The 19136-nt window shown below is 71.4% G+C and carries 19 protein-coding genes; 9 read left to right on the top strand and 10 right to left on the bottom strand.

What is annotated here, in order from left to right; translation table 11 throughout:
- Positions 1-14: 14 nt before the first annotated feature.
- The 3 genes from ACH4YP_RS28965 to ACH4YP_RS28975 form a co-directional block, all read right to left on the bottom strand.
- The gene (locus ACH4YP_RS28965; RefSeq protein ID WP_361069200.1) at positions 15-455 is read right to left on the bottom strand and encodes a hypothetical protein; all 441 of its coding nucleotides are present in this window, start codon (positions 453-455) and stop codon (positions 15-17) included.
- Positions 456-784: 329 nt separating this feature from the next.
- Positions 785-1522, bottom strand: coding sequence for a BBE domain-containing protein (locus ACH4YP_RS28970; protein ID WP_398493446.1), 738 nt, complete (start codon positions 1520-1522; stop codon positions 785-787).
- A 50-nt stretch (positions 1523-1572) separates the two neighbouring features.
- Positions 1573-2232 carry an FAD-binding oxidoreductase gene (locus ACH4YP_RS28975; RefSeq protein ID WP_398493448.1) on the bottom strand — a complete coding sequence of 220 codons (660 nt, stop codon included), beginning with the start codon at positions 2230-2232 and terminating at the stop codon, positions 1573-1575.
- 78 nt (positions 2233-2310) lie between these two features.
- Here ACH4YP_RS28975 and ACH4YP_RS28980 point away from each other — a divergent pair, with 78 nt between their 5' ends.
- A complete protein-coding gene (locus tag ACH4YP_RS28980) occupies positions 2311-2973 on the top strand; it encodes a TetR/AcrR family transcriptional regulator (protein ID WP_398493450.1) in 663 nt (220 codons plus the stop codon).
- A gap of 33 nt (positions 2974-3006) precedes the next feature.
- On the opposite strand, the gene ACH4YP_RS28985 is transcribed toward ACH4YP_RS28980, so the two are convergent.
- Positions 3007-3750, bottom strand: coding sequence for an SDR family oxidoreductase (locus ACH4YP_RS28985; RefSeq protein WP_398493452.1), 744 nt, complete (start codon positions 3748-3750; stop codon positions 3007-3009).
- A 153-nt stretch (positions 3751-3903) separates the two neighbouring features.
- Here ACH4YP_RS28985 and ACH4YP_RS28990 point away from each other — a divergent pair, with 153 nt between their 5' ends.
- Positions 3904-4743: a helix-turn-helix transcriptional regulator gene (locus ACH4YP_RS28990; protein ID WP_398493454.1), complete on the top strand. Its 840-nt coding sequence runs from the start codon at positions 3904-3906 to the stop codon at positions 4741-4743.
- 5 nt (positions 4744-4748) lie between these two features.
- Here ACH4YP_RS28990 and ACH4YP_RS28995 read toward each other — a convergent pair whose 3' ends face one another.
- Together ACH4YP_RS28995 and ACH4YP_RS29000 are read right to left on the bottom strand one after the other, a co-directional pair.
- Positions 4749-5423 (bottom strand): response regulator transcription factor, encoded by a 675-nt coding sequence (locus ACH4YP_RS28995; RefSeq protein ID WP_361069213.1) that lies wholly within the window; start codon positions 5421-5423, stop codon positions 4749-4751.
- A complete protein-coding gene (locus tag ACH4YP_RS29000) occupies positions 5420-6634 on the bottom strand; it encodes a sensor histidine kinase (RefSeq protein ID WP_398493457.1) in 1215 nt (404 codons plus the stop codon). Before ACH4YP_RS29000 ends, ACH4YP_RS28995 begins: the two co-directional genes overlap by 4 nt.
- 398 nt (positions 6635-7032) lie before the next feature.
- Here ACH4YP_RS29000 and ACH4YP_RS29005 point away from each other — a divergent pair, with 398 nt between their 5' ends.
- Positions 7033-9249, top strand: a complete 2217-nt coding sequence (locus tag ACH4YP_RS29005; protein WP_398493459.1) for an MMPL family transporter — start codon at positions 7033-7035, stop codon at positions 9247-9249.
- 117 nt (positions 9250-9366) lie between these two features.
- Positions 9367-10566, top strand: coding sequence for an NAD(P)/FAD-dependent oxidoreductase (locus ACH4YP_RS29010; protein WP_398493461.1), 1200 nt, complete (start codon positions 9367-9369; stop codon positions 10564-10566).
- Here the strand turns inward: ACH4YP_RS29010 and ACH4YP_RS29015 are convergent.
- The gene (locus ACH4YP_RS29015; protein WP_398493463.1) at positions 10563-10964 is read right to left on the bottom strand and encodes a MerR family transcriptional regulator; all 402 of its coding nucleotides are present in this window, start codon (positions 10962-10964) and stop codon (positions 10563-10565) included. The genes ACH4YP_RS29010 and ACH4YP_RS29015 overlap by 4 nt on opposite strands.
- 418 nt (positions 10965-11382) lie before the next feature.
- Between ACH4YP_RS29015 and ACH4YP_RS29020 the strand changes: the two genes are divergently transcribed.
- Positions 11383-12891 (top strand): SulP family inorganic anion transporter, encoded by a 1509-nt coding sequence (locus ACH4YP_RS29020; protein WP_398493465.1) that lies wholly within the window; start codon positions 11383-11385, stop codon positions 12889-12891.
- A 70-nt stretch (positions 12892-12961) separates the two neighbouring features.
- Here the strand turns inward: ACH4YP_RS29020 and ACH4YP_RS29025 are convergent, their stop codons facing one another.
- Positions 12962-13630 (bottom strand): Type 1 glutamine amidotransferase-like domain-containing protein, encoded by a 669-nt coding sequence (locus tag ACH4YP_RS29025; RefSeq protein WP_361069231.1) that lies wholly within the window; start codon positions 13628-13630, stop codon positions 12962-12964.
- A 158-nt stretch (positions 13631-13788) separates the two neighbouring features.
- On the opposite strand from ACH4YP_RS29025, the gene ACH4YP_RS29030 reads away from it, so the two are divergent.
- Positions 13789-14790, top strand: a complete 1002-nt coding sequence (locus tag ACH4YP_RS29030) for an NAD-dependent epimerase/dehydratase family protein (protein ID WP_398493467.1) — start codon at positions 13789-13791, stop codon at positions 14788-14790.
- A gap of 29 nt (positions 14791-14819) precedes the next feature.
- Here the strand turns inward: ACH4YP_RS29030 and ACH4YP_RS29035 are convergent, their stop codons facing one another.
- Positions 14820-15932, bottom strand: a complete 1113-nt coding sequence (locus ACH4YP_RS29035) for a sensor histidine kinase (RefSeq protein ID WP_398493469.1) — start codon at positions 15930-15932, stop codon at positions 14820-14822.
- A 2-nt stretch (positions 15933-15934) separates the two neighbouring features.
- Positions 15935-16687 (bottom strand): response regulator transcription factor, encoded by a 753-nt coding sequence (locus ACH4YP_RS29040; RefSeq protein ID WP_398493812.1) that lies wholly within the window; start codon positions 16685-16687, stop codon positions 15935-15937.
- 184 nt (positions 16688-16871) lie between these two features.
- Here ACH4YP_RS29040 and ACH4YP_RS29045 point away from each other — a divergent pair, with 184 nt between their 5' ends.
- The 3 genes from ACH4YP_RS29045 to ACH4YP_RS29055 are packed head-to-tail and all read left to right on the top strand — an operon-like array spanning position 16872 to position 18984.
- A complete protein-coding gene (locus ACH4YP_RS29045; RefSeq protein WP_398493471.1) occupies positions 16872-17594 on the top strand; it encodes a glycosyltransferase family 2 protein in 723 nt (240 codons plus the stop codon).
- Positions 17591-18208 (top strand): DUF2064 domain-containing protein, encoded by a 618-nt coding sequence (locus tag ACH4YP_RS29050; RefSeq protein WP_398493473.1) that lies wholly within the window; start codon positions 17591-17593, stop codon positions 18206-18208. The genes ACH4YP_RS29045 and ACH4YP_RS29050 overlap by 4 nt, the downstream gene beginning before the upstream one ends.
- Positions 18205-18984, top strand: a complete 780-nt coding sequence (locus ACH4YP_RS29055; protein WP_398493475.1) for a class I SAM-dependent methyltransferase — start codon at positions 18205-18207, stop codon at positions 18982-18984. Before ACH4YP_RS29050 ends, ACH4YP_RS29055 begins: the two co-directional genes overlap by 4 nt.
- The last annotated feature ends 152 nt before the right edge of the window (positions 18985-19136 follow it).

Raw genomic sequence — 19136 nt, forward strand, 5'->3', positions numbered from 1 at the left:
TGACGTTGTGCTGATCAGAGACGGCCGCCGCTGAGCCGGGACAGCGGTCCACGCCGACGCAGACCGGCACGGCGGCCCAGCGTGTAGGAGCAGAGGACCACGGTGGCGGTGCCCGCTCCGGCGGCGACCGCCAGGACCTTCCTGGCCTTCAGGAGGGTCCATGCCATGCCGGCCTTCCCGATCGTCTGCTGGGCGGCCGAGGAGACGGTGCCCTGCACGGTCCTGGCCGCTTCCCTGGCCTTCTCCGAAGCCGCTCCGCCGAGACTCACCACGGCTTCCTTGCCGCCGTGGCCCACGGCGGCGGCCGCTTCTCCGGCACTCTCCGCCGCCTGGGCGGCAGCCCGCTGCGACTCCTTCGCCGGCGCCGCGGCGCCTTCGGTCACGGTCTTCTTCGCCGCTCGCGCACTCGCGGTCGGCGACTGTCCGTTCGTCGTCCTGTTGTTTGCTCCAGCCATGCGCGTCGGGTATCCAGCCGCACAGTCGGCAAACAGCGACCCTCGTCGCACGGACGGCGACCCGCGTACGGAACTGCGAAATCACGTCCAACCCCGTGTTTCACCCGGCGGATCGTGCCTACCGGTACTACATGGTCCGGGGAACGCGCCTCGGTCCCCGCGCCGCGCGAGCGCATCCGTCGTTGACGGACGCGGACACCGTGCCTGCTCGCCGTGCGCGACCGAGCTTGTGCGGCCCGGCCGCGCACACGTCTCGCTCCACTCAAGACATGACCGTCACGCTCTTCCACGGTTGCGGCGGTTGCTCGGACACAGGTGAAAGTGCGAGATCAGCGTCGTGGGCCGTCGTTGGTCGCCGGAGCGGCGACAGCCTCGGGGGCGATGTTCTTGTTGTGGCGGAGCAGGTTGTGCGGGTCCCAGGTGGTCTTGACCGTGCGCAGCCGCTGGTGCTTGGCCTCGCTGCCGTGCACGCCGCGGCGCCACGCCTCGCCCAGGTCGTCGGTGAGGTTGGTGTAGCCGTTGGTCAGCGAATGGGGCCGCATCACCTCGCTGACGTTCGTCGCCCACTGCTCGTACCGCATGTCGTGGTCGGGTACGTCCCACATGTTGACGGCCTCCCACAGCCAGGCGGCGCCCTCGCGGGAGAAGGCCGTGGCGTCCTCGGCGACGTCCTCGGAGATCGCGCCGCCCATGCACCAGAGGTTGAAGGAGCTGGCGGCACCGGGGTGCGACGGTGCGGTGACGGCCTGGCGCAGCAGGGTGTCGATGACGTCGGCGGACAGGGCGGGGAGGTAGCCACCGCGCAGATTCATGCGCTTGCCGTACGGCGCTGCGGCGTCGAGCATGCTGTTCGCCCGCAGCCACGGCGTCCTGGCGACCATGTTGACCAGCGGCTCACCGAGTGCGACGAGCGGCTCGATGACCTCATCCGCTGTCGTGAGGTCCCCGGTGTAGACGGGGACGAGGACCAGGACCGGCTCGCCGTGTGCCTCCGGCGGCAGCATCGGCAGCGCTGGGGCAGGGGCGAGCACGGCCAGCAGGCCCAGCTCTCGTGGGGCGGTGGCCATGTGCGCCGGGAGCTTGCCAAGGATGTCGGCGACCTGGTCGAGCGGGAAGATCAGCTGCCCGGCGACGACGTCGGGGCCGACCGGGTGCGCGCGGTACTCGAAGGCGGTGACGACCCCGAAGTTGCCGCCCCCCCACGCAGCGCCCAGAACAGCTCCGGGTTCTCGGCCTCGTCGGCGCGGACCTTGCGGCCGTCCACGGTGACCATCTCGCAGGCGAGCAGGTTGTCGACGGTGGCGCCGAAGCGACGCATCAGGTGCCCGATCCCGCCGCCCAGGGTCAGCCCGGCGACGCCGGTGCTGCTGACCGTCCCGGCCGGTACGGCGAGACCGTGCTGCTGGGCAGCGGCGTCCAACTCGCCGAGCAGGACACCCGGTTGGGCCCGCACCACGCGCGTCCGGGGGTCGACGGTCACCTCTTTCATCGCCGAGAGGTCGACGACCAGGGCGCCTCCTGGCATCGCGTACCCGTCGGAGCCGTGGCCCCCGCCACGGACGGCCACCGGGATGCCGTGGACGGAGGCATGGCGCAGGGCGGTCGCGACGTCGTCCTCGTCGGCGCACCGCGCGATCAGCGCGGGGCCTTCATCGGCGGCACGGCCCTGGTAGAGGGTTCGGGCCGCGTCGTACCGGTCGTCGCCGGGCCGCAGCACGACGCCACGGAAGCCGGAAGGGAAGTCGGCGTGGGTGTGGGGGTCTGCCGGCACGGTCATGGGGGCCTCCTCAGGAATGCACAGCCAAACGGAAACCCAATTTCCGTTTATCTCGGTGGAGGCTAACATCGTGAACAAATGAGCCCGTCAACAGCCCCCGACGAACGTCCGCTACGAGCCGACGCCCGCCAGAACGTCGAGCAGATCCTCCAGGTCGCCCAGGAGGTGTTCGCCGACCTGGGCTATCAGGCGTCGATCGCGGAGGTCGCCCGCCGGTCCGGTCTGGGTATGGGCACCATCTACCGGCACTTCCCGAACAAGACCGTCCTGGTGGAACGCATCGCGATCAAGGTGATGCAGGAGAGCCTGGCCGAGGTGCGGCTCGCCCTGGCCGAGGAACCGGCCGCGTGGCACCCGTTCACCCGGGTGGTGCGCCACATGATGCGGCTGCGCAGCGGACAGCTCTTCCCCGTGTCCCGGGGGCGCGCCAAGGAACCGGGACCCGAGCTCGCCGGCGTCCGCACCGAACTCCTCACCGCCCTGGAGGATCTGGTGGTCCGGACCCAGCGCGCGGGAGCCCTGCGTGACGACGTGAACGCCTTCGACGTCGTCCTGATGCTCAACTCGATTCCGCCACGCCTGCCCGACGACGAGAACGGCAGCGCCACAGCGGACCTGGCCGATCGCCACATCGGCGTGCTGCTCGACGGGCTGCGCGCCCCCGGCTCCGAGACACTGGCCCAACCGGCGCCCGGCCGCCGGGAGATCGACCAGTTCTTCGGAACCGTCCACGGCCTGTGAACGACCCGGTATCCCTGTGCGTCACAAGGGAGTTCAGACGCCCGCGAGCATGGTCAGGACCTCGTCGTACGTGCCGTTGGCCTCGGCGTGGCGCACGAACTTGGCGCGCTCCACGACGATTTCCTTGGCGTCGGGCCGCTCACGCAGGAGGGTGAGTGCCTCGTCGAGGAATTCGTCCAGGGGCATGGCGTTCTCGTCGTCCTGCTGGCCCAGCAGGGTGGTCCGCACGCCCGGCGGAGCCACCTCGATCACCTGGACGTCGCTGTCTGCGAGCTGCACGCGCAGGCTCTCGGAGAAGGAGTGCAGCGCGGCCTTCGTCGCGTTGTAGGTCGGAGTGATCGGCAGCGGCACGAACGCCAGCGCGGAGGTGACGTTCATGACGACCGCGTCCTTCTTGTCCTCCAGCAGGGGCAGGAAGGCGTACGTCATCCGGATCGTGCCGAGCAGGTTGACCGTGACGTGGTCCTCGGCGACCGGGAGGCAGGCGGGGTCGAGGAGGTTCTCCGGCAGCATGATGCCCGCGTTGTTGACCAGGACGTTCAGCTGCGGATGGCTCGTCGCCACTGTTTCGGCGGCGCGAGCGATGGAGGCGGGGTCGGCGACGTCGAGGACCAGCGCCTCGACGCCCGGGTGCTCGCTCGTGATCCGGTCGAGCAGTTCCTTGCGCCGCCCCGCGACGATCACCTTGTTGCCGGCCTCGTGCAGGCGCAGGGCCAGGCCGAGCCCGATACCCGAGGTGCCGCCGGTGATCAGGATCGTGTTGCCGGTCATCTTCATGGGGGGGGTGTCCTCTTCCTTCGCTGACACGGGCCGGTGATCGCCCCGTGGCTCCCGACCGTAGGAGCGTCTTCGCGGCGGCGGGAGAGGACGGTCTACCCATGGATCGGCGATCCCTGGCTGGGCGAACGGACAGTGGTCATGATGGACGGCATGGACAAGAAGGAGCTGGCGGAATTCCTGCGTCGGCGGCGTGAGACGCTGCGCCCCCGTGACGTCGGGCTGGTCGAGGGCCCGCGCAGGCGTACCCGGGGGCTGCGCCGCGAGGAGGTCGCCCAGCTCGCGGGCATGTCCACCGACTACTACGCCCGCCTGGAGCAGCGGCGTGCCCCGCAGCCCTCCATCCAGATCACCACGGCCCTCGCCCGGGCGCTGCGGCTGACCCCGGACGAGCGCGACCACCTCTTCGTCCTCATCGGCCACAACGCCCCGGCCCGTCTCCAGCGCTCCGAGCACGTCAGCCCGACCCTGATGCGGGTCCTTGACCGCCTCGACGACTCCCCGGCCCTGGTACTGACCGACATGGCAGACACTCTCGCGATGAACCCACTGGCCATCGCCCTGCTCGGCGACCAGACGTGCCACACCGGACTGGCCCGCAGCGCCTACTACCGCTGGTTCATGGACCCCGCCGAACGCCTGGTCTACCCCGAGGAGGACCACGCACACCACAGCCGCACCCAGGCAGCCCGTCTGCGCGTCGCGCTGACAGCCGGCAGCGACACGCCCCGGGCCGCTCGCATCCTCGCCGAACTCCACGAACACAGCCCCGAGTTCGTCCGCGCGTGGGAACTGCAGGAGGTCGCCCAGCGCTACGACGAGAGCAAGACCATCGTCCATCCCGAACTCGGCCGCATCGAGGTCGACGGCCAGGTCCTCTTCACCGACAACCGGGCCCAGACCCTCGTGGTGCTGACCACCCGCCCCGGCACGGAGAGCCACAGCAAGCTCGAACTGCTCTCCGTCATAGGGCACCAGCAGCTCACCTCCTGACGCCGTCAGTGGCCGACGTCGTGGTCGCCCGCTTCCACCAGGCCGCTCTCGTAGGCGAAGATCACGATCTGGATCCGGTCGCGCAGGCCGAGCTTGGTGAGGATGCTCGACACATGTGACTTGACGGTGGCCGCGCCGATGGACAGCTGCCCGGCGATCTCCGCGTTGCTCGCGCCCCGGGCCACGGCGGTCATGATCTCGCCCTCGCGGCCGGTGAGCCGTTCCAGGCGGGCCGCGGCGACGGTGTTGACGCGGCGCTGCGTGAACCGGTCGATGAAGCGCCGGGTGATGGACGGGGCCAGCAGTGTGCCGCCCTCGGCCACGGTGCGTACGGCGGTGGCCAGTTGTTCGGGGGGAATGTCCTTGAGCACGAAGGCACTGGCGCCGGAGCGCAGCGCCTCGTAGACGTACTCGTCCGGGTCGAAGGTGGTCAGGATCAGCACCCTGGTCTCCCAGTCCGCCTCCCGAAGTATCCGGGAGGTCGCTTCGAGGCCGTCCATCTCGGGCATGCGGATGTCCATGAGGATCACGTCCGGGCGATGCCGGCGTACGGCCTCGATCGCCTCGATGCCGGTCCCCGCCTCGGCCACGACCTCGATGTCGTGGTGGACCCGGAGAATCATGGCGAAGCCGCGGCGTACCAGCGCCTGGTCGTCGGCGACGACGACGCGGATGCTCACGTGGGCTCCCCCTTGGTGGGCAGGTGTGCGGTGAGCCGGAAGCCGCCGCCGGGACGCGGCTTGGCGTCGAGGCTTCCGCCGAGCAGCAGGGCTCGTTCCCGCATGCCGACGATGCCGTGGCCGGGCAGGCCCTCGTGCGCGGCCGACACGGAGCGGACGGCGGTCCCGCGGCCGTCGTCGAGGACCTCGACGGTGATGCCGTCGCCTTCGGCACGCAGGCGCACCTCGGTGCGGGTCTGCGGTCCGCTGTGCTTGAGCACGTTGGTCAGTGCCTCCTGGACTATGCGGTACGCCGAGAGATCCACGCGGGCCGGGAGGGGATCCCGGATGCCGCCCGCGATCGAGACGTCCAGGCCCGCCTCCCGGACCTCGGCCACCAGGCGGGGCAGGTCGGCCAGGCCCGGCTGAGGGCCCAGGCCGTCGCGCTCGGCGTTCGGCCGCAACACTCCCAGCAGGTGCCGCAGTTCGTCCAGCGCCTGGCGTCCCGCTTCCTCCACGGCCGCCATCGCCTCCAGGGCGCCCTGCGGATCCTCGGCGGCCACCATCCGGGCCGCACCGGCCTGGACCGTCATCATGCTCACCCGGTGGGCGACCACGTCGTGCAGTTCACGGGCGATGTGGGTGCGTTCCTCGGCCACGATCCGCCGTGCCTCGGCGGCCTGTTCCTGGCGCAGCCGGGCAGCACGCCCGGCTCGGAGCCGGAGGCGTCGGCCGAGGTACCAGGCCCCGAACATGACGACGTAGCCGAAGCCGATGTCCTCCCAGGGGGTGGAGAGGAGGAGGCCGTCGATCGTGAGCGTGGCGACAGCGGCGCCGACGCCGAGTGGACCCCACCGGTTGTCGTCGTCGTGCCGCCCGACGCTGTAGAGCGCGACGATCACGACCCCGCCCAGCACGGAGTAGCTGCTTCCCAGCGTCGGGAGCCACGCGACGAGTGCCACGCACAGGACCGCGACCGGCCTGCGCCGACGCAGGTAGAGCGCGGCGCCGGCCAGGATGATGAGCAGGAGGGCGGGCTGGAGGACGCTGGTGACAGGGCGGACGACGAGGGAATCCCCCGGACCCTCTTCCAGGAGCGCGGTCAGCAGGAACACGACGGTCGCGAGTACGGCGTCCGCGCCCCGCGGCCAGCGCGTGAACGGGCCGCGGAAGCTGCCCGGCGCCCTGCGGCCGGGGCCGGGCGTCTCGGCATGCGGAGCCGTACGGATCATCGTCGCTCCATCGAGAGGCGGCCGGTGCCTTGGCCGGGAAGCGTCCCGTGGCCTGGCGCAGGCACCGCGACGCGCCGGGCAAGCCATCGTAAGTCCAGCTCCGAGGCACCGTCACCCGCCTGCGGGCGGATGCGGCCCTCCGTCCGCGGACGGAGAGGTGGGCCCCTACTCCCCGTCGTGCGTGGGGGCGCCCGACCCCTCTGACGGCGGGAGACGGCACCGGCGTCGGCGCCCACGATGGAACCGCTCGAACCTCCTGCCGCCGCGCACCGACCGGTGCCGCCGGTCGGCAGCCGTCTCGCACGAACCCAGCCGACAAGTCCAACGGTCGGCAGCTCCCGCACGAGCCCATCCAACAACTGCCGCCGGTCGGCAGCCGTCTCCCAGGAGTTGCAGCCATGAATCGACTCACGCGCCGTATCGGCGACGCGAGCGCCCGCCGGCCGTGGGTGACCATCGGCGCCTGGGTGACCGCCCTGGCGCTCGTACTGCCTCTTGCCGGCCTGGTCGGCGGCTCGTTCGTCGACGACCTCGTCGCTCCGGGCAGCCAGAGCGAGAAGGCGATGGAACTGCTTGAGGACCGCTTCCCCGAGGCGTCCGGCGGCAGCGCCGTCGCCGTCTTCGCCGTGCCGGAAGGGGAACGGATCGACCGTCACCGGCCTGCCGTCGAGGCGGCCGTCGACCGCATCGCCGACGTGGAACACGTCGCCACGGTCACCGACCCCTTCACCGGGGGCACGATCTCGCCCGACGGACGGATCGGCTACGTCCAAGTCGCCTTCGACGTACCGCCGATGAAAGTGGATCCCAGGCAGATCGATGCCCTGAGCGACGCGATCGAGCCCGTACGCGGCGACGGTGTCGTCGCCGAACTCGGGGGCGACGCCGTGTTCATCAACGCCGAGACGCCGACGTCGGGCGCGGAGGCGGCGGGCCTACTCTCCGCCCTGGTCATCCTGGTGGTGGCGTTCGGCACGATCGTCGCCGCGCTGGTCCCGGTCGCGCTCGCCCTGGTCGCCGTGGCGGCCGGCCTGGGCAGCATCGCGCTGCTGGCCCATGCGACGGAGGTGTCCACCGCCGCGCCCACGATCGGCGCGATGATCGGCCTGGGTGTCGGTATCGACTACGCCCTGTTCATCGTGGCGCGCTGCCGGGAGAACCGAGCGGCCGGCCAGGACAACTCCACCGCGCTGTCGAACGCCATGAGTTCGTCGGGCGCGGCCGTTCTGTTCGCGGGCGGCACCGTGGTCGTCGCCATGAGCGCGCTCGCGCTGACCGGCCTGGGCTTTCTGACCTCGATCGGCCTGAGCACCTCGCTGGTCGTGCTGTTCGCCGTGGCGACCGCCCTGACGCTGCTGCCCGCCCTGTTGTCGCTGTTGGGCGACCGCATCCACAGGGGGCGGCGGCGGTTCCGGGGCTCGCGCATGCGCCGTTTCAGGAAGTCCGAGAGCCCCGAGAGCCCCGAGAGCCCGGAGCAGACGGCATGGTGGCGGTTCGCGCACCGCGTCTCCGGTCGGCCGTGGCCTTACCTGCTGGCCGGGTCCGCGGTGCTGCTGGCCCTGGCGATCCCGGCGCTGCGCATGGAGACGGGTTTCCCCGACGCGGGCAACGACGCGACCAGCACCACCCACCGCCGCGCCTACGACCTGTTGGCGGAGGGCTTCGGCCCCGGCTTCAACGCGCCGCTGCTCATCGTCGCCGACCTGAACAGCCCCGGTGTGGACGCCGAGGGCATCCCCGAGTTGTCGCGGCGCATCGCGGACGACCCCGGCATCGCGTCCCTCGGCGAGCCCCGGTTCTCCGCCGCGGGTGACACGGTCGTGCTGCCCGTGCTGCCGACCACAGCGCCCGCGGACGCCGCGACCTCCGACACCCTCGAACGCGTCCGCGGCATCATCCCCGACAATGTCGCCGTGTCGGGCCTGACCGCCATGACCGACGATCTCACCCGTCAACTCGCCGACACCCTGCCGGTGTTCATCGCCGCGATCATCGTGGTGTCGTTCCTGCTCCTGATGCTGGTGTTCCGCTCCGTCGCGGTGCCGCTGAAGGCCGCCGTGATGAATCTGCTGTCCATCGGCGGCGCGTACGGCGTCGTGGTGGCCGTCTTCCAGTGGGGCTGGCTGGGAGGACTGTTCAACCTGCACGAGACCATGCTGATCGCCTCGCCCCTGCCGACGATCTTCTTCGCGGTCCTCTTCGGCCTGTCCATGGACTACGAGGTGTTCCTGCTCTCGCGAGTCCGTGAGGAGTACGACGCCACGGGCGACCCCACCGAGTCGGTGGCCCGCGGTATGGCGGTCACGGGCCGCGTGATCACCTCCGCCGCGCTGATCATGACGGTGGTCTTCCTCAGCTTCGTCGCCAACCCCTCGCCACTCGTCAAGATGATGGGCCTGGGGCTGGCCACGGCCATCGTGCTCGACGCCACGATCGTCCGCATGGTGCTGGTGCCCGCGGCCATGGCGCTGCTGGGGCGCGCGGCATGGTGGCTGCCCCGTCCACTCGACCGGCGGCTGCCCCGTATCGCCGCGGAGAGCGCGGAGGACATGGAGGGCGACGACGTCGCGCCTCCGCCCGAGCCCACGCCGGCCCCCACTGTCCGGATCAGCTGAAGCCACGGGCGCCCACGCCGCGCTCCACGTCTGCCAAGTGGTCTGCCTCACAACCTGTCACAAGGTCCGGCCGGGCGGAGTCTTGAGGCCGAACCCACTGCGGATGAGGGAGACACCATGGCTGAGAACACGGACGTGATCGTGATCGGCGGCGGATACGCCGGCGTCATGGCGGCCAATCGCCTGACACAGCGCGGCGACGTGACAGTGACTCTGATCAACCCGCGCCCGGTCTTCGTTCATCGGATCCGCCTGCACCAAGTGGTGGGCGGGTCCCAGGACATGGTCGTCGACTACCGGGAGGTGCTGGCCGACGGCGTCCGGCTGGTGGTCGACACCGTGGCACGGATCGACGCGGCCGAGCACAGCGTGGCGTTGGCGGCCGGCGGCGTGATCGGCTACGACTACCTGATGTACGCGGTGGGCAGTGGCAGCGCCGACCCTGGCGTGCCCGGGGCTGCCGAGTTTGCCTACCCGATCGCCAGTCTGGAGGAGGCACAGCGGCTGCGGTCGGTCCTCGACGCCGCGCCCGCGACGGCTGCGGTGACGGTTGTCGGAGCCGGTGCGCTCGGCATCGAGGCCGCCGCCGAACTGGCGGAGGCGGGCCGCCCCGTGACCCTGGTGTGCGGCGCGGTGCTCGGCCCGTATCTGCATCCTCGGGTCCGACGCACGGTCGCCAAGCGGCTGGCCGAGCTCGGTGTGGCCGTGCTCGAAGGCCCCGACGCGAAGGTGGCGGCCGTGGCGCGCGATGCCGTGCAGCTCGGTGACGGCCGTGAACTGCCGAGCAAGGTGACCGTGTGGACCGCCGGATTCGGCGTGCCGGACCTGGCCGCGCGCAGCGGGCTGAGCACCGACGCCCTGGGCCGCCTGCTCACGGACGAGACGTTGACCAGCGTGGACGACGTGCGGATCGTCGCGGCCGGGGATTCGGCGGCGCCGTCGGACCTGCCGCTGCGGATGAGCTGCCAGGCCGCGGGCCCGCTGGGCGCGCACGCCGCCGACACGGTGCTCAGCCGGATCGCGGGTGAGCAACCCGCGTCCATCGACGTGGGGTTCTTCGGCCTGTGCGTCAGCCTTGGGCGTCGCGCCGCCACCGTGCAGCTCGCCTCCAAGGACGACACCGCGAACAGGTTCTCCATCAGTGGCCGCCTGGCCGTGAAGATCAAGGAGAGCAGTTACAAGGGCCTGCTCAAGCATCTGGCGGACGAGGCGCGCAAGCCCGGTTCGCACACGTGGCCCTTCAAGGACGGCAAGCGCCGGCAACTGCTCCAGGCGCAGCGCGGCGAGGCGACGGCCGTCGCTGAAAGGGCTGTCTAGCCGAGCACCCGTGTCAGACGCTCCCCCAGTGTGGCCGCGAACTCCTCAGCCCTGGCCAGTTGGGTGCGCAGATCCTCGACTCGCTTGTGTGCGGCCTGTTCAAACCGTCGAATCCGGTGCAGCAGTTCCTCGCGTTCCTCGGGCGGCAGTTCCTCGCCGGAGTCGAGGCGGTCGGTGGCGTCGAGCAGGTCGCGCATCTCGTCGAGGGTGAAGCCGAGCGGCTTCATGCGACGGATGACCATCAGGCGGGCGACGTCGGCCTCGGTGTAGAGGCGGAAGCCGCCCTGGGAGCGGGCGGAGGGGATGACGAGGCCGGTCTCCTCGTAGTGCCGGATGGTGCGCAGCGACAGCTCGGTCCGTGTGGCGACCTCGCCGATCTGCATGTGCTCGCTGCTCACGCGGGGTGCCTTCCTCGTCTTCCGCCGACCGCGGCCAAAGGCAGCCGACACCGATCTCTACTCTAACGTTAGGGTAGAGTTGCGCCGTTGTCGGGGCGGTCGCCTGCCGTGCCCGCTCATGGCACGGGATGCCGTCCCGTGACCGTCAGCCGTGTCGGGGCCGACGAAGCCCCCGGCGAAGACCGTCGTCCGCAGGAGAGGCGTGCGCATGTCCGTGATGCCCGGCGCCGCCGTCTGCCCGCCGTGATCCTTCGACCGCAGGCAGGGCCCGCTTCCCGCACCGGTCGCGTCGCCGCTGCCCGCTGACCTCGGTCCGCACCGCTCGCGGACCTCGTGGCGGACCGCCCCGGCCCTTCACACCTACTCGCGCGCCCGCCGTGATGCCGGGTGTGCCCGAGCACGACAGGTTCCTCTCGTCTTGTCCTCTCCCACACTGTCCCCGGTCGCGCGGCTGCGCGGCGCCCGACGTCCGTCATGGCTGTCCGATCCGAAGGTGCTGCGCACCGAGGTGCTGGCCGGTCTCGTGGTTGCCCTGGCACTGATCCCGGAGGCGATCTCGTTCTCGATCATCGCCGGGGTCGAGCCGGCGATCGGCCTGTTCGCCTCGTTCACGATGGCCGTGACCATCGCGATCGTCGGCGGCCGGCCGGCCATGATCTCCGCCGCCACCGGCGCCGTCGCCCTGGTCATCGCCCCGCTCAACCGCGAACACGGCTTCGGCTACCTGGTCGCGGCGGTCGTACTCGCCGGTGTCTTCCAGATCGTCCTCGGCGCGCTCGGGGTGGCCAGGCTGATGCGGTTCGTGCCGCGCAGCGTGATGGTCGGCTTCGTCAACTCCCTCGCCGTTCTCATCTTCATGGCGCAGGTGCCGGAGATGACGAACGTGCCCTGGCCCGTCTATCCGCTGCTCGCCGCCGGGCTGGCGCTGATGGTGTTCTTCCCGAGGGTCACCGCGGTGATCCCGGCGCCGCTCGTCTCCATCGTCATCCTCACGGTCATCACGCTCGCGGCCGGGATCGCGGTGCCGACCGTGGGCGACAAGGGCGACCTGCCGTCCGCGCTGCCGGTCCCCGGGCTGCCGGACGTGCCGTTCACCCTGGACACCCTCACCACGGTCGCTCCGTACGCGCTCGCGATGGCCCTGGTCGGTCTGATGGAGTCGCTGATGACCGCGAAGCTGGTCGACGACATCACCGACACCCACTCCTCCAAGACCCGCGAGTCCATCGGGCAGGGCGTCGCCAACATCGTGACCGGCTTCTTCGGCGGCATGGGCGGCTGCGCGATGATCGGCCAGACGATGATCAACGTACGGGTCTCCGGCGCCCGCACCCGCCTGTCGACGTTCCTTGCCGGTGCCTTCCTGATGGTGCTGTGCATCGTCTTCGGGCCGGTCGTCTCCGACATCCCCATGGCGGCGCTCGTCGCGGTGATGGTCATGGTGTCGTTCGCGACCTTCGACTGGCACTCCATCGCCCCGAAGACACTCAGGCGAATGCCGGCCGGGGAGATCACCGTGATGGTGGTCACCGTCGCCTGCGTCGTCGCCACCCACAACCTCGCCATCGGCGTCGTCGCCGGATCCGTCACGGCGATGGTCATCTTCGCCAAGCGCGTCGCCCGCCTCGCCGAGGTCACCGCCGTCACCGACACCGACCACGCCAGCGTCGTCTACCGGGTCACGGGCGAGCTGTTCTTCGCCTCCTCCAACGACCTGGTCGGCCGGTTCGACTACGCGGGCGACCCGGACAACGTCGTCATCGACCTGTCCGCCGCCCACATCTGGGACGCCTCCTCCGTCGCCGCCCTGGACGCCATCGAGACCAAGTACGCCCAGCGCGGCAAGACCGTCGAGATCATCGGGCTGAACGAGCCCAGCGCCCACCTCCACAAGACACTCAGCGGCGAACTCGCCGGCAGCAACTGACTCCCGAGCAGCCGCGGCTCGTACACCTCACACACGAGGTGTACGCGTTTCACCAACGGGCAGCTCTGAGTCACGGATGGAATCGCCAGCGGCCTTCAGAAACGACATCCACCTTGCCGTCCCTGACGCGAACGGCTGTCTCGTCGTCGATGAAGTAGATCGGGAAGTCCGCCCGCGCGGCGATGCGGTCAGCCCAGGCGTCGTCCCGCTCGGGGAAATCCGGCGAGTACAGGTGGGGCTTGAGATACCAGTCGAAGAGGCCGAACGGCGGCTCCACGGTCGTCGCGCCGAGCACGTGGAGGTCCGGGGTGTCCCCGATGACGTCGGCGGAGTGTCCGGTGAGATTGCGGCTGAAGATCATTGATCCGGCGCTGACCCCCACATAGACCCGGCTCTCCAGCGCCTGAAGGAAGCCGTCGGCCAGGCCGTTGCCGGTGATGCTGCGCGCGAGGTGGTAGTGGCTGCCGCCCTCGGCATAGATGACGTCGGCGTTGAGCAGCCGGTCGAGCACCAGTTGCCGGGGCAGGCCGTTCAGCTCCAGGACGTCGAACTGCCGCCAGCCGAGGCCGTGCAGCCGGTTCATGTCCGCGAGGAACCACCCGTGGTCCCCGGGCTCGGCGACCGATGCCGTGGGAACGAACACGATGTTCGCCGATCCGAACGGCTTACCCAGCATGTCCCTCAGCGCATCCCGCAGCGTCTCGTTCCGCAGGCCACTCGCCGTCAACAGAAAGTTCATCGGGCGAGCCAAGCACGGCTGACGGGACGCACGCAACGAACACCAGGATCCACCGATACCGTCACGCCTTGGCCGCATCAGGAAGAGGTGCTTACGGACTCGTGACGTGGTGCGCGCGGCCCGGGGATGCGGCGGGTGTGCCGCCCTAACGTGGGCGCATGCGAGTACTGGTCACCGGCGGTGCCGGGTTCATCGGGTCCCATGTCGTCGAGGCGCTCCGGGCGCGCGGGCACGAGCCCGTCGTGTTCGACGTACGTGATGATCCTGACGCGGACGTCCGGAACCCGGAGGCCGTTGCCCGCGCCCTGACCGGTGTCGACGCCGTGTGCCATCAGGCGGCGATGGTCGGCCTGGGTACCGGGTTCGCCGACGCGGCGGAGTACGTGTCCCGCAACGACCTCGGCACCGCCGTACTGCTCACGGCCATGGCCGAGATGGGCGTACGCCGGCTGGTGCTGGCCGGGTCGATGGTGGTCTACGGGGAGGGCAGGTACACATGCGCGCGGCACGGGGGCGTACGGCCCGGGCCCCGGGGCGCAGCCGATCTCGCGGCCGGGCGTTTCGAGCCTCGGTGCCCGGTGTGCGGGGAGGAGTTGGCACCGGGGCTGGTCGGGGAGGACGCGCCGGCGGACCCGCGCAACGTGTACGCCACCACCAAGCTCGCCCAGGAACATCTGGCCGCCGTGTGGGCGCGCTCGACGGGCGGGACGGCGGTGTCGTTGCGCTACCACAACGTGTACGGGCCGCGGATGCCCCGGGACACGCCGTACGCCGGGGTCGCCTCCTTCTTCCGTTCGGCGCTCGCCCGGGGCGAGGCCCCGCGTGTGTACGAGGACGGTCGGCAGCGGCGGGACTTCGTGCACGTACGGGACGTGGCGACGGCCAACGCGATGGCGCTGGAGGCGGATTCGGCCGTAGGAGCGCTCACCGCCTACAACACCGGCAGCGGTGAGCCGCACACCGTCGGAGAGATGGCGACGGCGCTGGCCGCGGCGGACGGCGGGCCCGAGCCGGTCGTGACCGGCGAGTACCGGCTGGGGGACGTGCGGCACATCACGGCGGACTCGTCCCGGCTGCGGGCCGAGCTGGGATGGAAGCCGGAGGTCGGCTTCGCGGAGGGCATGCGCGAGTTCGCGCGGGCCGGGATGCGCGGCGCGTAGGGCCCCTTGGACCGGTGGTGCTGCCCGCCTCAGGAAGCGGCCGCGGGCAGCACCACCTCGAAGCGGCAGCCACCGGGGATGTTGCGTACGGTGGCCCGGCCCTGGTGGGCCTCCACGATGCCGCGGACGATGGCCAGGCCGAGTCCGGCGCCCGCCGGCGGCGTGCGGGCGTGGGTGCCGCGCCAGCCGGTGTCGAAGACGCGGGGCAGGTCCTCCTCGGGGATGCCGCCGCAGCCGTCCGTCACGGACAACACCACGCCGTCGGGCAGGCGTTCGGCGGCCACCATGACGGTGCCGTCCGCGGGGGTGCGCCGGATCGCGTTGACCAGGAGGTTGCCCAGCACACGGCTCATCTCCTTGCCGTCCACCTCCACCGGCAGGCGCTCGACGCGGTCCCCGACCAGGCGCACCCCGTGTTCGCGGGCCAGCGGATACACCCCGGCGAGGGCGTCGCCGACCAGGTCGTAGACGGACATCCGGGAGAGCGACAGAGCAAGGCTGCCGGCGTGTATACGCGAGAGTTCGAAGAGGTCGCCGACCATGTCGTTGAGGCGTTCGACCTCGGTGCGGATCTGCTTCAGATAGCGGTCCGGGTCGGCGGCGACACCGTCCTCCAGCGCCTCGGCCATCGCGCGCAGGCCCGCGAGCGGTGTGCGCAGATCGTGCGAGATCCACGCGACGAGTTCACGGCGGGAGGTCTCCAGGGCGCGCTCGCGCTGCCTGGACTCGGCGAGCTTCGCGCTGGTGGTCTGCAACTCGCGGCTGAGCGCGGCCAGTTCGGCGGTGGCCGCACCGTGCGGTGCCGTGAAGTCGCCGTCGTCTCCGAAGGAGCGGGCGGCGAGGGCGAGTTCACGGCTGCGGGCGACCACCCAGCGGCCCAGCAGCAGGGCGGCGGCCAGGGAGACGACGGCCGCCATCGCGACCACCGTCGTCACCACGGACAGGTCGTGCGCGGACAGGAACATCGCCTGCGCCACGGCCAGGGTGCCCGCGAGCATCGCGGTCACGGCGACGGCGGCCACCACGGTGAGGGAGGTGGTCAGTGAGCGGCGGCGCAGCATCCACAGCGTTCCCGCGCCGAGCAGCCCGGCCGCGGCGGCGCCGAGGAAGGCGTACAGAGCGATGAGGAGGGTGTCGCGCATGATCACTCCTCGTCCCGGCCGGAAGGGCCGGGAGGATCGGACGGGTCGGATGGATCGGAAGGACCAGAGGGTTCAGACGGGTCGGAGGCATCGAATCGGTAGCCCACGCCCCACACCGTCTGGATCAGGCGGGGCCTGGCGGGGTCGTCCTCGACCTTGTTGCGCAGTCGTCGGACGTGGACAGTGACGGTCGAGAGGTCGCCGAAGTCCCAGCCCCACACCTCCCGCATCAGGTCCTCGCGGCTGTACGCCCGGCCCGGATGCCGTAGGAAGAAGGCGAGCAGGTCGAACTCGCGCAGGGTGAGGGCGAGTTCGCCGCCGTGCTTGGTGGCGCGGCGCGCGGCCGGGTCGACGGTGAGTCCGGCCGCGCTGTGGGACGACGCGCCCGCGCGGGGCCGCGAGCGGCGCAGGACCGACTCCACCCGCAGCACCAGTTCCCGAGGGCTGAACGGCTTGGTCACGTAGTCGTCGGCCCCCACCTCAAGACCGAGGATGCGGTCGTCCTCGTCGCCGCGGGCGGTGAGCATGATGACCGGCACGGGCCCGCGGTCGCGCAGCCGGCGGCACACCTCCAGCCCGTCCATGCCGGGCAGCATCAGATCGAGTACCACCAGGTCCGGCCAGTGCGCGGCGGCGCCGACGAGGGCGGTCGGCCCGTCCTCGGCCCGGTCCACCAGGTAGCCGGCGCGATCCAGGTAGCCCGAGACGACCTCGGCGACCGTGGGGTCGTCGTCGACCACGAGGACGCGTGCCATCCCGGTCCTCCTGCCGGCGGAGGCGTCCGCCACCGACTCGTACGGTTGCTGTTCCATACGGCCAGCCTCGCACCGCGGGCCCCTGGCCGTCGCTCTCCGGATGGCGCACCGGCCCTGACGTCCGTGTTTCGTAAGGAGCCGAAGCCCGATATGTGCGTTTCGCGTTCGTAAGGTGAGAGCCGTGATGACCTCTTCCACACCCGAGGACGTCGATGTCGTCCTCCCCTGTCTGAACGAAGCCGAGGCACTGCCCTGGGTACTCGCCCGCGTCCCTTCCGGCTGGCGTGCCCTCGTCGTGGACAACGGCTCCACCGACGGCTCGGCGGACCTCGCCCGGGCTCTGGGCGCCACCGTCGTCCACGAACCGCGCCGCGGCTTCGGCGCCGCCTGCCATGCGGGACTGACCGCGGCCACGGCCGACATCGTGTGTTTCTGCGACTGCGATGCCTCACTCGATCCCGCCCTGCTCGTGCCGTTCGTGGGCGAAGTGCGTGGTGGAGAGGCCGACTTGGTGCTCGGGCGGCGCCGGCCGCGGGGCCGGGGTGCCTGGCCCGTGCACGCACGCGCGGGCAACCTCGCACTCGCGCTGATGCTGCGCCGCCGCACCGGTCTGCGCCTGCACGACCTCGGTCCGCTGCGTGCCGCCCGCCGCGAGGCGCTGCTCGCCCTCGACCTCACCGACCGGCGCAGCGGCTACCCGCTGGAAACGGTCGTGCGGGCCGCCGACGCGGGCTGGCACGTCACCGAGCACGACGTCCCGTATCTGCCTCGGTCCGGTGCCTCGAAGGTGACCGGGACCTGGCGCGGCACCTGGCAGGCGGTACGGGACATGAGCCGCGTCCTGGCCGAGCGGCCCGCCGTACCCGCGGCGGCCACAGCACAGGCCCGAGGAGGACCCCGCCGGTGACCACCCTGCTCGTCATCGCCAAGGAACCGCGGCCGGGCCGGGTGAAGACCCGGCTCACGCCGCCGTTCACACCCGAGGAGGCGGCGGCGCTCGCCGAGGCGGCCCTCGCCGACACCCTGCGTACGGTGGCCGCGGCACCCGCCCGACGCCGGGTCCTGGTCCTCGACGGGAAGCCCGGGACCTGGCTGCCGCCCGGCTTCGACGTCGTACCGCAGTGTGCGGGCGGCCTCGACGAGCGGCTGGCGGCTGCCTTCGCCGGCTGCGACGGTCCGGCCCTGCTGATCGGGATGGACACACCGCAGGTCACCCCCGGCCTGCTCACTGCGGACTTCGACGGGTACGACGCCTGCTTCGGCCCGGCCGAGGACGGCGGCTTCTGGGCGCTCGGGCTGGCGGAACCGGACCCGGAGCTGCTGCGCGGGGTTCCGATGTCGACGCCGGCCACCGGCGCTGTGCAGCGCGCCCGGCTCGTCGCCGCCGGTCTGCGGGTGCGCGACCTGCCGTGTCTGCGGGACGTGGACACGTCCGCCGACGCCGAAGCGGTCGCCGCCCTGGCACCGCACGGCCGCTTCGCCGCGGAACTGGCCCGGCTGCGGACGGAAGGCCGCCGATGAGCACGGCACATGAGGTGATGGCCCGGGACCCCGCCGGGAACAGCTGGTCCGCCGACCCCTACGCCGACGCCCTCCGGGCCGGACGCGGACCCCTCTTCCTGCGCCGTGGCGACGGCTGGCTGCTGCCGCTCGACGTCGAGCGGTGGTGTGCGCGGGCCGACGCCGTGGACCGGGAGGTCCTGGACCGGTGCGAGGGTGCCGTCCTCGACGTCGGGTGCGGGCCCGGAAGGCTGGTCACGGAACTCGCCGCCCGGGGCCGCACCGCGCTCGGTATCGACGTCAGCGAGGCCGCCGTCGCCCACACCCTGGGTCTCGGCGGGCCCGCCCTGGGGCGCTCGGTCTTCGAACCACTGCCGGGCGAGGGCCGTTGGAACACCGCCCTGCTCCTGGACGACAACCTCGGTATCGGCGGCGACCCGCGCGCGCTGCTCCGCAGAGTGGCCCAACTACTGCTGCCCGGCGGCCTGTTGATCGCAGAGACGGCCCCGGTGGACGTGGACGAGCGCGCCGACGTCCGCATCGTGCGCGGCACCGACGCCGCGGGAGCCACCGGCGCCACGTTCCCCTGGGCCAGGCTCGGCACCCGGGCACTGCTGCGGTACGCCCGCCCGCTGGGCTGGCGCACCGTGGATCAGTGGTCGACCGGTGGCCGCTGCTTCGTCTCCCTGCGCAGCCGCAGCACCAGCAGCAGGGCCGAACCGCCGAACAGTACGGCGGTGATCAGGAGCCAGCGGGCGAGGAAGCCGTCCGCGGACAGGCCGGTGGCGGACTCGTAGCCCTCCGCGACCCGGCCGCTGATCAACGGGAACCACACCAGCAGCAGAAGCCCGGAAAAGGCCGCCGGCACCCGGACGTACAGGGTCCAGGTCCGGCGGCCGACGGCACCGAGCGCTCCGGTGACGGCCCGGTCCACGGTCGCGTACAGCGG

This window comes from Streptomyces sp. NPDC020747 (assembly GCF_044334695.1).
Classification (GTDB): domain Bacteria; phylum Actinomycetota; class Actinomycetes; order Streptomycetales; family Streptomycetaceae; genus Streptomyces.

Bases quoted from the DNA above. Each gene is read 5' to 3' on its own strand.
- ACH4YP_RS28965 (WP_361069200.1), bottom strand. From the start codon at position 455: ATGGCTGGAGCAAACAACAGGACGACGAACGGACAGTCGCCGACCGCG.
- ACH4YP_RS28970 (WP_398493446.1), bottom strand. From the start codon at position 1,522: ATGGCCACCGCCCCACGAGAGCTGGGCCTGCTGGCCGTGCTCGCCCCT.
- ACH4YP_RS28975 (WP_398493448.1), bottom strand. From the start codon at position 2,232: ATGACCGTGCCGGCAGACCCCCACACCCACGCCGACTTCCCTTCCGGC.
- ACH4YP_RS28980 (WP_398493450.1), top strand. From the start codon at position 2,311: ATGAGCCCGTCAACAGCCCCCGACGAACGTCCGCTACGAGCCGACGCC.
- ACH4YP_RS28985 (WP_398493452.1), bottom strand. From the start codon at position 3,750: ATGAAGATGACCGGCAACACGATCCTGATCACCGGCGGCACCTCGGGT.
- ACH4YP_RS28990 (WP_398493454.1), top strand. From the start codon at position 3,904: ATGGACAAGAAGGAGCTGGCGGAATTCCTGCGTCGGCGGCGTGAGACG.
- ACH4YP_RS29000 (WP_398493457.1), bottom strand. From the start codon at position 6,634: ATGATCCGTACGGCTCCGCATGCCGAGACGCCCGGCCCCGGCCGCAGG.
- ACH4YP_RS29005 (WP_398493459.1), top strand. From the start codon at position 7,033: ATGAATCGACTCACGCGCCGTATCGGCGACGCGAGCGCCCGCCGGCCG.
- ACH4YP_RS29010 (WP_398493461.1), top strand. From the start codon at position 9,367: ATGGCTGAGAACACGGACGTGATCGTGATCGGCGGCGGATACGCCGGC.
- ACH4YP_RS29025 (WP_361069231.1), bottom strand. From the start codon at position 13,630: ATGAACTTTCTGTTGACGGCGAGTGGCCTGCGGAACGAGACGCTGCGG.
- ACH4YP_RS29030 (WP_398493467.1), top strand. From the start codon at position 13,789: ATGCGAGTACTGGTCACCGGCGGTGCCGGGTTCATCGGGTCCCATGTC.
- ACH4YP_RS29035 (WP_398493469.1), bottom strand. From the start codon at position 15,932: ATGCGCGACACCCTCCTCATCGCTCTGTACGCCTTCCTCGGCGCCGCC.
- ACH4YP_RS29040 (WP_398493812.1), bottom strand. From the start codon at position 16,687: ATGGCACGCGTCCTCGTGGTCGACGACGACCCCACGGTCGCCGAGGTC.
- ACH4YP_RS29045 (WP_398493471.1), top strand. From the start codon at position 16,872: ATGACCTCTTCCACACCCGAGGACGTCGATGTCGTCCTCCCCTGTCTG.
- ACH4YP_RS29055 (WP_398493475.1), top strand. From the start codon at position 18,205: ATGAGCACGGCACATGAGGTGATGGCCCGGGACCCCGCCGGGAACAGC.